12 protein-coding genes and 1 pseudogene are annotated in these 14,232 nt (G+C 72.8%); 5 read left to right on the top strand and 8 right to left on the bottom strand.

Going from position 1 to position 14,232, the window contains the following annotated elements:
• Window positions 1–53 precede the first annotated feature (53 nt).
• Window positions 54–857, top strand: a complete 804-nt coding sequence (locus ACWD0J_RS05925) for a SigE family RNA polymerase sigma factor (protein WP_451494516.1) — start codon at window positions 54–56, stop codon at window positions 855–857.
• A gap of 231 nt (window positions 858–1,088) precedes the next feature.
• On the opposite strand, the pseudogene ACWD0J_RS05930 reads toward ACWD0J_RS05925, so the two are convergent.
• Window positions 1,089–1,262, bottom strand: a pseudogene (locus ACWD0J_RS05930) (DUF6281 family protein); the annotation flags it as partial.
• A gap of 33 nt (window positions 1,263–1,295) precedes the next feature.
• The gene (locus ACWD0J_RS05935; protein ID WP_451494517.1) at window positions 1,296–1,931 is read right to left on the bottom strand and encodes a uridine kinase family protein; all 636 of its coding nucleotides are present in this window, start codon (window positions 1,929–1,931) and stop codon (window positions 1,296–1,298) included.
• Between the two features lie 127 nt (window positions 1,932–2,058).
• On the opposite strand from ACWD0J_RS05935, the gene ACWD0J_RS05940 reads away from it, so the two are divergent.
• Window positions 2,059–2,463: a hypothetical protein gene (locus ACWD0J_RS05940; RefSeq protein WP_451494518.1), complete on the top strand. Its 405-nt coding sequence runs from the start codon at window positions 2,059–2,061 to the stop codon at window positions 2,461–2,463.
• A gap of 75 nt (window positions 2,464–2,538) precedes the next feature.
• On the opposite strand, the gene ACWD0J_RS05945 is transcribed toward ACWD0J_RS05940, so the two are convergent.
• Genes ACWD0J_RS05945 through deoC form a run of 3 tightly spaced genes read right to left on the bottom strand, consistent with a single transcriptional unit; the run spans window position 2,539 to window position 5,880 of the window.
• A complete protein-coding gene (locus ACWD0J_RS05945) occupies window positions 2,539–3,438 on the bottom strand; it encodes an aldehyde dehydrogenase family protein (RefSeq protein ID WP_451494519.1) in 900 nt (299 codons plus the stop codon).
• Complete coding sequence (locus tag ACWD0J_RS05950; RefSeq protein ID WP_451494533.1) at window positions 3,428–4,876, bottom strand: aldehyde dehydrogenase family protein; 1,449 nt, start codon at window positions 4,874–4,876, stop codon at window positions 3,428–3,430. The genes ACWD0J_RS05945 and ACWD0J_RS05950 overlap by 11 nt, the downstream gene beginning before the upstream one ends.
• Before the next feature lie 20 nt (window positions 4,877–4,896).
• Window positions 4,897–5,880: a deoxyribose-phosphate aldolase gene (gene deoC / locus ACWD0J_RS05955; RefSeq protein WP_451494534.1), complete on the bottom strand. Its 984-nt coding sequence runs from the start codon at window positions 5,878–5,880 to the stop codon at window positions 4,897–4,899.
• A 134-nt stretch (window positions 5,881–6,014) separates the two neighbouring features.
• On the opposite strand from deoC, the gene ACWD0J_RS05960 reads away from it, so the two are divergent.
• Complete coding sequence (locus tag ACWD0J_RS05960; protein WP_451494520.1) at window positions 6,015–6,731, top strand: PH domain-containing protein; 717 nt, start codon at window positions 6,015–6,017, stop codon at window positions 6,729–6,731.
• Window positions 6,732–6,880: 149 nt separating this feature from the next.
• Here ACWD0J_RS05960 and ACWD0J_RS05965 read toward each other — a convergent pair whose 3' ends face one another.
• From ACWD0J_RS05965 to ACWD0J_RS05975, 3 genes are all read right to left on the bottom strand, one after another.
• A complete protein-coding gene (locus tag ACWD0J_RS05965) occupies window positions 6,881–8,548 on the bottom strand; it encodes a phospho-sugar mutase (protein WP_451494521.1) in 1,668 nt (555 codons plus the stop codon).
• A 739-nt stretch (window positions 8,549–9,287) separates the two neighbouring features.
• Window positions 9,288–10,112, bottom strand: a complete 825-nt coding sequence (locus tag ACWD0J_RS05970; protein ID WP_451494522.1) for a purine-nucleoside phosphorylase — start codon at window positions 10,110–10,112, stop codon at window positions 9,288–9,290.
• Window positions 10,113–10,215: 103 nt separating this feature from the next.
• On the bottom strand, window positions 10,216–10,653 hold the full coding sequence (locus ACWD0J_RS05975) for a gamma-glutamylcyclotransferase (protein WP_451494523.1): 438 nt from the start codon (window positions 10,651–10,653) through the stop codon (window positions 10,216–10,218).
• A gap of 106 nt (window positions 10,654–10,759) precedes the next feature.
• On the opposite strand from ACWD0J_RS05975, the gene ACWD0J_RS05980 reads away from it, so the two are divergent.
• Window positions 10,760–12,208 carry an NAD(P)H-quinone dehydrogenase gene (locus tag ACWD0J_RS05980; protein ID WP_451494524.1) on the top strand — a complete coding sequence of 483 codons (1,449 nt, stop codon included), beginning with the start codon at window positions 10,760–10,762 and terminating at the stop codon, window positions 12,206–12,208.
• 188 nt (window positions 12,209–12,396) lie between these two features.
• Window positions 12,397–13,359 carry a DeoR/GlpR family DNA-binding transcription regulator gene (locus ACWD0J_RS05985; protein WP_451494525.1) on the top strand — a complete coding sequence of 321 codons (963 nt, stop codon included), beginning with the start codon at window positions 12,397–12,399 and terminating at the stop codon, window positions 13,357–13,359.
• The last annotated feature ends 873 nt before the right edge of the window (window positions 13,360–14,232 follow it).

A 14,232-nucleotide genomic window follows, 5' to 3' on the forward strand; every position in this document is an offset into this window, starting at 1 on the left:
CACAGGCAAGGAAGCAAGACGGAACACCGGAAGTCCACGGCGGGGGGCGCGAGATGAACACGCTGCACGGCAACGGCACCAGCGCAGTGATCACGCGTCTGCACGACGTGAACGGGGGCCGGGGGGCCGAGAAGTCCGGTGCGGACGGGGGGCCCTCCCGGGCGGGCGTGTCCGAGCGTGGGGCAGGACGGGGGTGCGCTCGCGGCACCGGGCGTCAGCACACCGCGTACATGACGGTGGTCGACGCGCACACGGGGGAGCCCGCGGCGGTGGCCGTCATGGGCACGGTCGGGGGAGACGCGTACGGGGAGGGCTCGGGGGAGCGTCGTTCGCTGTCGGAGGTGGAGTTCACCACCTACGTCCAGGAGCGCCGCGCCTCCCTGTACGCGACCGCCTACCACCTGACCGGCGACCGCTTCGAGGCCGAGGACCTGCTGCAGAGCGCGCTGTTCTCGACGTACCGGGCGTGGGACCGGATCAGTGACAAGGCGGCCGTCGGCGGATACCTCCGCCGCACCATGACCAATCTGCACATCAGCGCGTGGCGCCGCCGCAAGCTGAACGAGTACCCGACCGAGGAACTGCCGGAGACGCCCGGCGACACGGACGCGATGCGCGGCACCGAACTGCGCGCGGTCCTGTGGCAGGCGCTGGCCCGGCTGCCGGAACTCCAGCGCACCATGCTGGTCCTGCGCTACTACGAGGGCCGCACGGACCCGGAGATCGCGGAGATCCTCGACATCAGTGTCGGCACGGTGAAGTCCAGCATCTGGCGGTCGCTCCGCCGGCTGCGTGAGGACGAGGTCCTCAGCTTCGGCCGTGACGAGGAGAACGCCTTCGGGGAGCTCGTCGCCTGAGGGTTGGGGGGAAGCAAGTAGCGGGGGAGCGGTAACAGGGGGGACCCACGGGGGTAACGGGGGTACGGGGGACCCGCGGGGGCACGGGGGAAGCACGGGGGAGCACCAGGAGCGGGACTGGAGGGCCGGGGGGTCCGTCCAGTCCCGCTTTCGTGTGCGGTCAGCGGACCTTCGTGAGGGTCGCTTCGGCGGGCGTGTCGCCGACCGCGACGGCGACGGCGGGATCCACCCCTCGACCGCGTACGCGGGAGTCCCGCCCTGCGGTACGGCGGCCTGCGCATCGCCCGGGGTGTCGTCGCACGCCGGGACCGTGGCGGTGCCCAGCCGGCCGCCGGCGGTGAAGTCACCGTCCCCGGTGGCCAGACGGCTGCGGTTCTCGTACGTCATCGGGTGCGCGCAGGACACCGGTTGGTCCGGCGGAGCGGGCGCCCCGTTCGTTCAGGCCGTCGGTGCCGCCGCCGGGCGGCGGCCCACGGCTGCCGCGGCGAGCCGGCCCAAAGCCTCGTCCCGGTCGCAGCGGTGGGCGCCCAGCGCGCTCTGGCGGGCGACGATCGAGCGCTCCAGGCGCATCAGCCGCCAGCCGCGGCGCAGCAGGAAGGGCACCGACTTGCGGCCCTCCCTGAGATCCCGCAGGAAACGGCGGCGGAACGTGCGGACCGGGCCGCGGCTCAGGCACAGCGCGTCGGCCAGCACGCCGAGCTCCCGGCAGCGCGTGATGATCTCGGCGGCGAAGATCCCCTCCGCGATGAACAGCGGGGTCCGGCCCACGTCGACCGACTCCGCGCCGGTACGGGCGCTCAGCGAGAGGTCGTAGACGGGCACCCGCGTACGGCCCGTGCGGCACAGGTCCAGGATCGCGGCGACGGCGGTGTCCGCGTCCCACGAGTGCGGGTGGTCCCAGTCGATGTCGGAGCTCCCGGCCACCAGCGGCAGCGTCGGGTCGTCGCCCTCCTTGTAGAAGTCGTCGAGGCGCAGCACGGGAAGCCCGGAGCGGGCGGCGACGAGGGACTTGCCGGAGCCGGAGGGGCCGCAGAGCAGCACGACACGGGCGGATGGCGGGGGAAGGATGCTCACGGGACACCAGTTTGACGCATCCCGTACGCCCTGCCGACCCCGCGGGTCGGCTTTGATGCACGCGTCACATCTCAACTACCCTTCGTGTCGACCTGATTACCCTGTGCTGGAGAAGGTGGCAGAAACGATGGCCCGACACGCGTCCCCCCACAACCCGACCGCCCAGCGCGCCCTGGTCGCCCTCGCGACCGTCGGTGTGGCCCTGGGGGCGGGTACGGCGACGGCCTCCGCGGACGCCGAGCCGGTCGTCCCGGGGGTGCGCACCAGCCCCACCTCGTTCGGCAACATCGACCCGCAGGCGGGCCTCCAGGCCCTCACCGGCATGGTCGGCTACGTCACCGGCCCGGTCGCCGGCCTCAAGCCCAACCCGCTGGCCGGCACCGGCGTCGACCCGCTCGACAACGGCGTCGGCACCCAGCTGGCCGGCTTCAAGCCGCTCACCTCGACGGCGCTGACCCAGCCGGTCGCGCAGGCGCAGTCGATCGGCAGCATGCCGGTGATCGGTGAGGCGGCGGGGCTGCTGGGCGGCTGACCGCGGCGAAACGGCGAAGAGCCGCGTCTTCCCCGGACGGAGGGGAGGCGCGGCTCTCCGGTATGAGGGGCAGGCTCAGTACGACGAGCCCGACGCGCCCAGCGAACCCGTCGGGTGCCAGACCGTCTTCGTCTCCAGGAACGCCGTCATGCGGTCGATGCCCGGCGTCCGGGCCCAGTCCACAGGCTGTGGACGAAGGACGCGCTTGAGGTTGTCGGCCGCCGCGATCTCCAGTTCCTTCGCCAGCGCGTCGTCCGCGCCGGTCAGGTCGATCGCGTTGACGTCCTGGTGGGCGGCCAGGGGCGCCGCGATCTCCGCCGTACGGCCGGTCAGGATGTTGACGACCCCGCCGGGGACGTCGGAGGTGGCCAGCACCTCGCCCAGCGACAGGGCCGGCAGCGGGAACCGCTCGCTCGCGACCACGACCGCCGTGTTGCCGGTGGCGATCACCGGGGCGAGGACCGAGACCAGGCCGAGGAGCGACGACTCCTGGGGGGCCAGCACGGTCACGACGCCCGTCGGCTCGGGGGAGGACAGGTTGAAGAACGGACCCGCGACCGGGTTGCCGCCGCCGACCACCTGGGCGATCTTGTCGGTCCACCCGGCGTACCAGACCCAGCGGTCGATCGCCGCGTCCACCTGCTCGGCGGCCCTGGACTTCGACAGGCCCTCGGCGTCGGCGACCTCGCGGACGAACTGCGCCCGGCGGCCCTCCAGCATCTCCGCGACGCGGTAGAGGATCTGGCCGCGGTTGTAGGCGGTCGCGCCGGACCAGCCGCCGAACGCCTTGCGGGCCGCCACCACGGCGTCACGGGCGTCCTTGCGGGAGGACAGGGGCGCGTTGGCCAGCCAGTTGCCCTTGGGGTCTGTCACCTCGTACACCCGGCCGCTCTCGGAACGCGGGAACTTCCCGCCCACGTACAGCTTGTAGGTCTTGAAGACACTGAGACGCTGCGGTTCGGACTTATCGGACATCGAGGTACGCCTCCAGGCCGTGACGGCCGCCCTCGCGGCCGAAGCCCGACTCCTTGTACCCGCCGAACGGCGAGGCGGGGTCGAACTTGTTGAACGTGTTGGACCAGACGACGCCCGCGCGGAGCTTGTTCGCGACGGCCAGGATCCGGGAGCCCTTCTCCGTCCAGATCCCCGCCGAGAGGCCGTACGGGGAGTTGTTGGCCTTCGCGACCGCCTCGTCCGGAGTGCGGAAGGTGAGGACCGACAGCACCGGGCCGAAGATCTCGTCGCGGGCGACGGTGTGCGCCTGGGTGACGTTCGTGAAGAGCGTCGGGGCGAACCAGTAGCCGGAGGACGGCAGGTCGCACGCCGGGGACCAGCGTTCGGCGCCCTCCGCCTCGCCCTGCTCCACCAGCGTGGTGATGCGGGACAGCTGCTCGGCGGAGTTGATCGCGCCGATGTCCGTGTTCTTGTCCAGCGGATCGCCCAGGCGGAGGGTGGACAGCCTGCGCTTCAGGGAGTCCAGCAGCTCGTCGTGGATCGACTCCTGGACCAGCAGACGGCTGCCCGCGCAGCAGACCTGGCCCTGGTTGAAGAAGATGCCGGTCACGATGCCCTCGACGGCCTGGTCGATCGGGGCGTCGTCGAAGACGATGTTGGCGCCCTTGCCGCCCAGCTCCAGGGTGAGCTTCTTGCGGGAGCCCGCGACCGTGCGCGCGATCTCCTTGCCGACGGCCGTGGAGCCGGTGAAGGCGACCTTGTTCACGTCCGGGTGGGCGACGAGCGCGGCGCCCGTGTCGCCGTAGCCGGGAAGGATGTTGACGACGCCCTTGGGCAGGTCGGCCTGGCGGCAGATGTCCGCGAAGAACAGGGCGGACAGGGGGGTCGTCTCGGCGGGCTTCAGGACGACCGTGTTGCCCGTGGCCAGCGCCGGGGCGATCTTCCACGCCAGCATCAGCAGGGGGAAGTTCCAGGGGATGACCTGGCCCGCCACGCCCAGCGGCCGCGGGTTCGCGCCGAAGCCCGCGTGGTCGAGCTTGTCGGCCCAGCCCGCGTAGTAGAAGAAGTGCGCGGCGACCAGGGGAAGGTCGGCGTCGCGCGTCTCCCGGATGGGCTTGCCGTTGTCGAGGGTCTCCAGGACGGCCAGCTCGCGGCTGCGCTCCTGGATGATCCGGGCGATGCGGAACAGGTACTTCGCGCGCTCCGAGCCGGGCAGCGCCGACCACGTCCCGAAGGCCCTGCGGGCCGCCGCGACCGCGCGTTCGACGTCCTCGGCGCCGGCCTGGGCGACCTCGGAGAGGACCTCCTCGGTCGAGGGGGAGACCGTCTTGAAGACCCTGCCGTCGGCCGCCTCGGTGAACTCGCCGTCGATGAACAGGCCGTAGGAGGGCGCGATGTCGACGACCGAGCGGGACTCCGGCGCCGGGGCGTACTCGAATGCGGATGACCGCTTGTTCATGTGGTCCGTGGTCATGGTGATCAGTCCACCGTCACGTAGTCGGGGCCGGAGTAGCGGCCGGTGGCCAGCTTCTGGCGCTGCATCAGCAGGTCGTTCAGGAGCGAGGAGGCGCCGAAGCGGAACCAGTGGTTGTCCAGCCAGTCCTCGCCCACGGTCTCGTTGACCAGGACGAGGAACTTGATCGCGTCCTTCGTCGTACGGATGCCGCCGGCCGGCTTCACGCCGACCTGAACCCCGGTCTGCGCGCGGAAGTCGCGGACGGCCTCCAGCATGAGCAGGGTGTTCGCGGGCGTGGCGTTCACCGCCACCTTGCCGGTCGACGTCTTGATGAAGTCCGCCCCGGCCAGCATGGCGAGCCAGCTCGCGCGGCGGATGTTGTCGTACGTCGACAGCTCGCCCGTCTCGAAGATGACCTTCAGGCGGGCGTCCGCCCCGCAGGTCTCCTTCACGGCGGCGATCTCGTCGTACACCTTCAGGTAGTGGCCCGCGAGGAATGCCCCGCGGTCGATGACCATGTCGATCTCGTCGGCGCCGGCCGCGACGGCCTCGCGGACGTCCGCCAGCTTCACGTCGAGCGCGGCCCGGCCGGCCGGGAAGGCGGTGGCCACCGAGGCGACCTTCACCGCGGAGCCGGCGACGGCCTGCTTGGCGGTGGCCACCATGTCGGGGTAGACGCAGACGGCCGCGGTCGCGGGGGCCGTCCGGTCCGTCGGGTCGGGGCGGACCGCCTTCGCGCCGAGCGCCCGGACCTTGCCCGGGGTGTCCGCGCCTTCCAGCGTCGTCAGATCGACCATCGAGATGGCGAGGTCGATCGCGTACGCCTTCGCGGTCGTCTTGATGGAACGGGTGCCGAGCGAGGCGGCGCGCGCTTCCAGGCCGACCGTGTCGACGCCGGGCAGCCCGTGCAGGAAGCGGCGCAGCGTGCTGTCGGACGCGGTGACGTCGGCGATGGGGGCGCCGCTCGCGCGTCCAGCGCTGGGGGAGTGAGGAGCAGCAGTGGGCATGGTCACCAGACGAGCATATCTACGCGCGTAGCGGCTGTACAGCCCGGCGTACGTATCCGGTGCTCGTCCCGTGCCCGCCAGGTGGGGCGGCACCAGGTGGGAGCGCCGGGCGGACGTCGGGCAGAATCGGGGCCATGACGACCCCGGACCCCCAGTCACCCGCGCCGCAGCCGTCGGTCCCCGAGCCCAAGGACCAGGCGCACCGGTCCGCCGCGGGCATCGCCGGTGGCGTGCTGCTGCTCGGCATCGCCGGCTGGCTCGGCATCGACGCGATCGTCGCCGGGGAGGGCAGGACGCCCTGGCGGGCCCTGGCGGTCCTGCTGCTCGTGGTCCCGCTGGTGACCGCCTTCACGCTGCGGCCCGCGGTGTACGTGGGCGAGGACCGGCTGCGGGTCCGCAACCCGTTCCGCGACATCGTCCTGCCCTGGGGGCAGATCGCGGCCCTGCGCTCCGGCTACTCGAACGAGGCCGTCACCCGGGCCGGCGGGAAGTTCCAGCTGTGGGCCCTGCCGGTCTCGCTGCGGGCGCGCAACAAGGCCACCCGGCGAGAGGCCCGGAGGAAGGCGCAGGGCGGCGTCCCGGGCGGCGGGCTGTCGGGGTCCCGGGGCGGTGGCGGGCCCGGTGGTGGGCGCGGAGGGTTCGGTGGACTGTCCGGCGGACGCGGGGCGCTGCCGGACGGGCCCGTGCGGGCGGAGAGCGACCAGGTCATGGACCACCTGCGGGAGGTGCTGGAGGCTCGGGGGGCGGCGCCGTCGGCGCAGGGCGAGGTCGTGGTGCGGTGGGCCTACGAGATCGTGGCGCCGGCGGTGGCCGGGGCGGTGCTGCTGGGGATCCTGCTGGTGGTGGGCTGAGCGGTCGCTGAGCGGTCCCGGCGGCGGCTCCGGGCCCCCGGGGTGGCCGGGGGCCGGGCCGGGCGTGTCGTGCGGGTGCGGGTGCGGGTGCGGGAAGTGACGGGTCCGCGCGCGGGTCGTGATCGGGTCCGCGCGCGGGTCCGTACGGGTCAGATGCCCGCCGCTGTCGACAGGTCCCGCTTGATCGTCGTCAGCAGGTCCGCCGCCTTCGCGTGGGCCGCGGGAAGACCGGCGTGCGTCGCGACCGGGACGACCACCTCCAGGTAGCACTTCAGCTTCGGCTCCGTGCCGCTGGGGCGGACGATGACCCGGGCGCCGTCGAGGGTGTAGCGCAGGCCGTCGGTGGGCGGGAGCCGGTCGGTGCCCCGGGTGAGGTCGTCGGCGCGGGTGACGGGCAGGCCCGCGAGCCGGGTCGGGGGGTGCTCGCGCAGGCGCCGCATCGCGTCGGTGATCACGGAGAGGTCCTCGACGCGGACCGAGAGCTGGTCGGTGGCGTGCAGGCCGTGCTCGACCGCGAGGTCGTCCAGCAGGTCGAGCAGGGTGCGGTTCTCCGCCTTGAGGACCGAGGCGAGTTCGGTGATCAGGAGGGCGGCCGTGATGCCGTCCTTGTCGCGTACGCCGTCGGGGTCCACGCAGTAGCCGAGGGCCTCCTCGTAGCCGTAGCGCAGGCCCTCCACGCGGGCGATCCACTTGAAGCCGGTGAGGGTCTCCTCGTGGGGGAGGCCCGCCTTCTCGGCGATACGGCCGAGGAGGGAGGAGGAGACGATGGACTCGGCGAAGGTGCCCTGGGCTCCGCGGTTCACCAGGTGGGTGGCGAGCAGGGCGCCGACCTCGTCGCCCCGGAGCATGCGCCAGTCCCCGCCGTCTCCGCCCTCTGCGCCTTCCCCGCCGCCCCGGGGATTCCTGACCGCCACCGCGCAGCGGTCCGCGTCCGGGTCGTTGGCGATGATCAGGTCCGGGTCCGTCTCGCGGGCCGTCGCGAAGGCGAGATCCATCGCGCCGGGCTCCTCCGGGTTGGGGAAGGCGACGGTGGGGAAGTCCGGGTCGGGCTCGGCCTGCGCGGCGACGAGGACGGGCTCCGGGAAGCCGGCGCGGGCGAAGGCGGCGAGGAGGGTGTCCTTGCCGACGCCGTGCATCGCCGTGTAGACGGTCCGGGCCGTACGCGGGGAGCCCTCGGCGAGTACGGCGTCCGTGCGGGCCAGGTACGCGTCGAGGACGGAGTCGTCGAGGACGTCCCAGCCGGTGGTGGGGCGGGGGACGCCGGCGAGGGTCGTGACGGCGTCGATCTCGGCCGCGATCTCGGCGTCCGCCGGGGGCACGATCTGGGAGCCGTCGCCGAGGTACACCTTGTAGCCGTTGTCCCGGGGCGGGTTGTGGCTGGCGGTGACCTCCACGCCGGCGACCGCGCCGAGGTGCCTTATGGCGAAGGCGAGGACCGGGGTGGGGAGGGGGCGCGGGAGCAGGGCCGCGCGGAGGCCGGCGCCGGTCATGACGGCGGCGGTGTCCCTGGCGAAGTCGGCGGACTTGTGGCGGGCGTCGTAGCCGATGACGACGAGGCCGTCGTGCCGGCCCTTGGCGTTGAGGTACGCGGCGAGGCCGGCGGCGGCTCGGATGACGACCGAGCGGTTCATGCGCAGGGGGCCGGCGCCGAGTTCGCCGCGGAGGCCGGCGGTGCCGAACTGGAGGGTGCCGCTGAAGCGTGCGGTGAGCTCGGTGACGTCCCCGGAGTCGATGAGCCCGGCGAGTTCGGCACGGGTTTCCGGGTCGGGGTCCTCGGCCAGCCATGCGTTGGCCCGTGCGATGAGATCGTCGTGCACGTTCGGTCAACCTCTCGTTGTGGTTCGTTGTTGTCGGCGTGCGGCGTGCGGCGTGCGGCGTGGGTGCGGGGCCGGTTCGTCGCCCCCGCCGCCCCTACCCTGCCCGTCCCCGGGGGGTGCTGCCCCCGGGCCCCGACGGGGACTGCGCGCCCCGCACCCCTCGCGGGGCTCTGCCCCGGACCCCGCTGGGGCCGAGCCCCAGACCCCATCAGGCCTTCGCCCACCCACCACCCGACTCGGTCGGCCGGGAAGCGAGGCCGAGAGCCGACCCGCAGCCGACCGGACGGAGGGCGACGGGTCCCTTCCGCCCGCCGCCTCGCCCGGCGGGCCGGGAGGTGGCGGGTGGCCTTCCGCCGATCGGGTCGGGTGGTGACGGGTCGACTCCTGTCCATCGCCTGGGGTGGTGGCGGTCGCTCCTCGCCCGGCGGGCGGGACGGTGGCGGGTGGCCTTCCGCCCGTCCCTTCGGGGAGGGACAGGAGTCGAGATGACGGGCACTTCCTGCCCGCCGCGTCGGGTGGTGGCGGGTGGTGGCAGGGGGCCTTCCGCCCGCCGTCTCGGATGGGTGACAGCCCCGCGTCCGTCAGGTCGGGCGGTGGCCGGCCGATTCCTGCCAGCGGCTCGGAAGGCGGCGGGGCGTCTTCTCCCGTCGGCGGGTGGTGACGGGCGTCGGCGTCGGCGCAGTCAGGTCGTGGCGGTCAGCCCTTGTCCCACCGGGTCAGGAAGGGGCGGGCGCGGGGGTTACAGGCGGTTCAGGACCTGGGCCAGCAGGGAGCCCATGCGGGTGGCGCTGTCGCGGCCCGCCTGGAGGACCTCCTCGTGGTTGAGGGGCTCGCCCGTCATGCCCGCGGCCAGGTTCGTCACCAGGGAGATGCCGAGGACCTCGGCGCCCGCCTCGCGTGCGGCGATGGCCTCCAGGACCGTCGACATGCCCACGAGATCCGCGCCGATGACGCGGGCCATGCGGACCTCGGCCGGCGTCTCGTAGTGCGGGCCGGGGAACTGGGCGTAGACGCCCTCCTCCATCGTCGGGTCGACCTCCTTGCACAGGGCGCGCAGGCGCGGCGAGTAGAGGTCGGTGAGGTCGACGAAGTTGGCCCCGACGATGGGGCTGGTCGCCGTCAGGTTGATGTGGTCGCTGATCAGGACCGGCTGGCCGGGGCGCATGCCCTCGCGCAGGCCGCCGCAGCCGTTGGTGAGGATGATCGTCTTGCAGCCGGCGGCCACGGCGGTGCGTACTCCGTGGGCCACGGCGGCCACGCCCCGGCCCTCGTAATAGTGCGTGCGGCCCAGGAAGACCAGGGCGCGCTTGTCGCCGATGGTGTACGAGCGGATCTTGCCTCCGTGGCCCTCCACCGCCGGCGGCGGGAAACCGGGCAGGTCGGTGACCTGGAGCTCGGCGTCGGGAGCGCCCAGGGCGTCCACGGCGGGTGCCCAGCCGGAGCCCATCACGAGCGCGACGTCGTGGGTCTCGGCGCCGGTGAGTTCGCGCAGGCGCGCGGCGGCGGCGTCGGCGGCGGCGTGGGGATCGCCCTGGATGTCGTCCGGAAGAAGAGATGCGTTCACGCGGACGAGGGTAGCCGCTCAGTGCCTACGCGCGTAGATGGCAGAGCTGACCGGATGGGGATCGTTGTCTTGTCGTTTCCGACCAAGGCGGCGGAGGAGGACCTCAGCAGGGGCGCTTGCGGAGTTCCATGACGTAGTCGTGCGGCGCGCCCGCGGACTCGGCCGCGTCGGCGACCTCGCCCAGGTAGCGGGCCGAGGGGAGGCCGCCCTCGTACCCGTTGAGCACGTAGGTCCAGGCCGTCTCCTGGCCCTCCAGGGTCTGGATGTGCACGCGGGTGCGGCGGTAGATGTCCAGGCCCACGCCCTCCCAGCGGTCCATCGCGTCCTCGTCCGGGGGCGCGAGGTCGTACAGCGCGACGAAGACCTGGGCGCCGGGGTCCTCCACGACCGTCGCCAGGGCGCCCTCCCAGCCCATGTGCTCGCCGCCGAAGGTCAGCCGCCAGCCGCTCAGCCAGCCCGTCGAACGCAGCGGCGAGTGCGGGGCGCGGCGGCTCATCAGCCGCGCGTCGAGGTTGCCGGCGTACGCGGCGTAGAGCGACATGCGTCGAGGGTACGGCAGCCGGGCCCGGTGCCTCCGTGGTCCCGTACGTACCCGTGGCGGCCCGGGTGGGGCCCCGGGGCGGTGACACGGTGAGGCGTGCGGGACAATGGAGTACGTGACTCGGATCGTGATCATCGGTGGCGGACCCGGCGGATACGAGGCGGCCCTGGTGGCCGCCCAACTCGGCGCGGAGGTGACCGTCGTCGACTGCGACGGTCTGGGCGGTGCGTCGGTCCTGACCGACTGCGTGCCGTCGAAGACCCTGATCGCCACGGCCGAGGTGATGACCACCTTCGACTCGTCGTACGAGGAACTGGGGATCATCGTCGCCGACGACACCCCGCCGATGGAGCAGGCCGCCCGGGTGGTGGGGGTCGACCTCGGCAAGGTGAACCGCCGGGTGAAGCGGCTGGCGCTGGCGCAGTCGCACGACATCACGGCGTCCGTGACGCGGGCCGGCGCCCGGGTGCTGCGCGGGCGCGGGCGGCTGGAGGGCATGCAGGCGCTCGACGGGTCGCGCAAGGTCGTGGTGCGGGCCGCCGACGGCACCGAGGAGACCCTCACCGCGGACGCGGTGCTCGTCGCCACCGGCGGGCACCCCCGTGAGCTGCCCGACGCGCAGCCCGACGGCGAGCGGATCCTGAACTGGACGCAGGTGTACGACCTGACCGAGCTCCCGGACGAGCTGATCGTGGTCGGGTCCGGTGTCACCGGGGCCGAGTTCGCCGGCGCCTACCAGGCGCTCGGGTCGAAGGTCACGCTGGTGTCGTCGCGGGACCGGGTGCTGCCGGGTGAGGACCCGGACGCGGCCGCCGTGCTGGAGGAGGTCTTCCGGCGGCGCGGCATGAACGTCATGGCGCGTTCCCGGGCCCAGTCCGCCAAGCGGGTCGGGGACCGGGTCGAGGTGACGCTGGCCGACGGGCGGGTCATCACCGGCTCGCACTGTCTGATGGCCGTCGGCGCCATCCCGAACAGCGCCGGGATGGGGCTGGAGGAGGCCGGGGTCAGGCTGCGGGAGTCGGGGCACATCTGGACCGACAAGGTGTCGCGGACCACCGCTCCCGGTGTGTACGCCGCCGGTGACGTGACCGGCGTCTTCGCGCTCGCCTCGGTGGCGGCCATGCAGGGACGTATCGCGATGTACCACTTCCTGGGCGACGCGGTCGCTCCGCTGAACCTGAAGACCGTCTCCTCCAACGTCTTCACCGACCCAGAGATCGCCACCGTCGGCTACAGCCAGTCCGACGTCGACGGCGGCAAGATCGACGCCCGGGTGGTGAAGCTGCCGCTGCTGCGCAATCCGCGCGCCAAGATGCAGGGCATCCGGGACGGCTTCGTCAAGATCTTCTGCCGGCCGGGCACCGGGATCGTGGTGGGCGGTGTCGTCGTGGCCCCGAAGGCCTCGGAACTGATCCACCCCATCTCGATCGCGGTCGACAACAATCTGACGGTCGAACAGATCGCGAACGCTTTCACCGTTTACCCCTCTCTTTCGGGGTCGATCGCCGAGGTGGCGCGACAGCTGCACACGCGTAAGACGGAGGACGGGGGCTGAGGCCGTCCGCGGACCGGCGCGGCGGCCGAAAGCGATTCCCCGCTGGTCACAGGGAGTTGTCGAGCATGCGTGCGGCATAGGCGGGGGGAATTGGCTCTATACCACTTCGCGACCTACTGTGCGAACATCTTCTGTTATTCGGCGCAAACTGCTGAAACCAGACGGTCGTTGGGGTTACTGTCAGTTTCGTGTTCGCTGCAGAACGTCGCCAATTGATCCTCGAAATGGTGCGAGCGAACGGGGCCGTGTCGCTCCGTGAGCTCGCCCGCGTCGTCCAGACCTCCGAAGTGACCGTACGGCGGGACGTGCGCGCACTGGAGGCAGAAGGACTCCTCGACCGCCGGCATGGCGGTGCGGTATTGCCGGGCGGGTTTACGCGAGAGTCCGGTTTTCCGCAGAAATCCCATCTCGCGACCGCCGAGAAGACGGCCATCGCCGATCTCGCCGCGAGCTTCGTCGAAGAGGGCGAGGCCATCGTGGTCGGGGCGGGGACCACCACGCAGGAGCTGGCCCGCCGGCTCGCGCGGGTTCCCGGGCTGACCGTCGTCACCAACTCCCTGCTGGTGGCCCAGGCGCTGGCCCACGCCAACCGGGTGGAGGTCGTGATGACCGGCGGTACCCTGCGCGGCTCCAACTACGCCCTCGTCGGCAGCGGGGCCGAGCAGTCCCTGCAAGGGCTGCGGGTCTCCCGGGCCTTCCTGTCCGGGAGCGGGCTGACCGCGGAGCGCGGCCTGTCCACGTCCAACATGCTGTCGGCGTCCGTGGACCGGGCGCTGGTGCAGGCCGCAGCCGAGGTCGTCGTCCTCGCCGACCACACCAAGCTCGGCACCGACACCATGTTCCAGACCGTGCCGACCGACCTGATCACCCGTCTGGTGACGGACGAGCCGCCCGTGCACGACGATCGTGCCGCCACCGAGCTGCAGGCCCTCGCCGACCAGGGGGTGCAGATCGCCGTGGCCGGGGCGTCGGAGAGCCCGGGGGGTGATCAGGTCCCGGCGCGCCGGCAACAGCGCCGGGACGTGCCTCTGCCGAGCCCGCGCCGCGGCCAGGTCCCCGGCGGAGGGCCGGGGTTGCGCACCGCCACGGTCCACGGTGAGCAGGCTCCCGGTACGGAACGGACCCGGGTCGCGGACCTCCGCCGGCGCTGACGGGACGGCTGCGCTCCGCGTGTCCGGCGGTGCGCCGGCGGCCTCCCCGTTCCCTCCGTCGGGGGACTGCCCCGCGCGAAAGTGGCGCCGTGCCGTCTCCGCAGGGGCGTCGGGGGAGGGCGGACGGGGATCAGCGGCGCGGACGCGCGGCGGGTGCTGGGGCTGACCCGGGAGGCTCCTGCTCCGCGACCTCTCCCACGCCCGCGCTGTCGCCCGCCTGCCCGGCGTGACGGACCAGGAACACCGCACGCTCCGCCAGCTCCCCAGCGACCGCACGACCGTACGTCCGCCGAGGCCGTCCGCGGTCGTATGCCTGCCGAGCCACCTGCGGTCGTACGTCTGCCGAGGCTGCCCGAGGCCGTACGTCCGCCGAGGCCGTCCGCCGGATGGGGCTCTCGCTCGCGACCGGGCGCGGCCACATCGCCTCCCTGCACCGCAAACCGGACGCGGTCACACCGCGGCCCTGCCGCGCCGCCGGGGACGCGACCCCGGGCTTCTCGTGGACTGACCTCCCCCGGTGGACGCACCGCGTCATGTCGCGCCCCGTCAGAACTGACGGATGGCCTCCCCCGGGCCGGACCGCTGCACTGGCACAGGGAGCCCCGCGTCCCGGGGCCGGAAGACATCCCGGAGCCAGGGTCGGGAGCGTCCTGCTCGCCCTGTCGGCTGCCCTCTCGACGACCCTGCCCGCCGTCATGTTCGGCGCCCGGCGGACTGGGGTTCAGTCCGCCGGGCGCCTCGGGATGCCGTACCTGGATGCCGTACCGGGGAAGGCCCTGCTCAGTCCTTGATTTCGCAGATGGGGGCGCCGGAGGTGAGGGAGGCGCCGACGTCGGCGGTGAGGCCCTTGATGGTGCCGGACTTGTGGGCGTT

This window comes from Streptomyces sp. NPDC003011 (assembly GCF_053591515.1).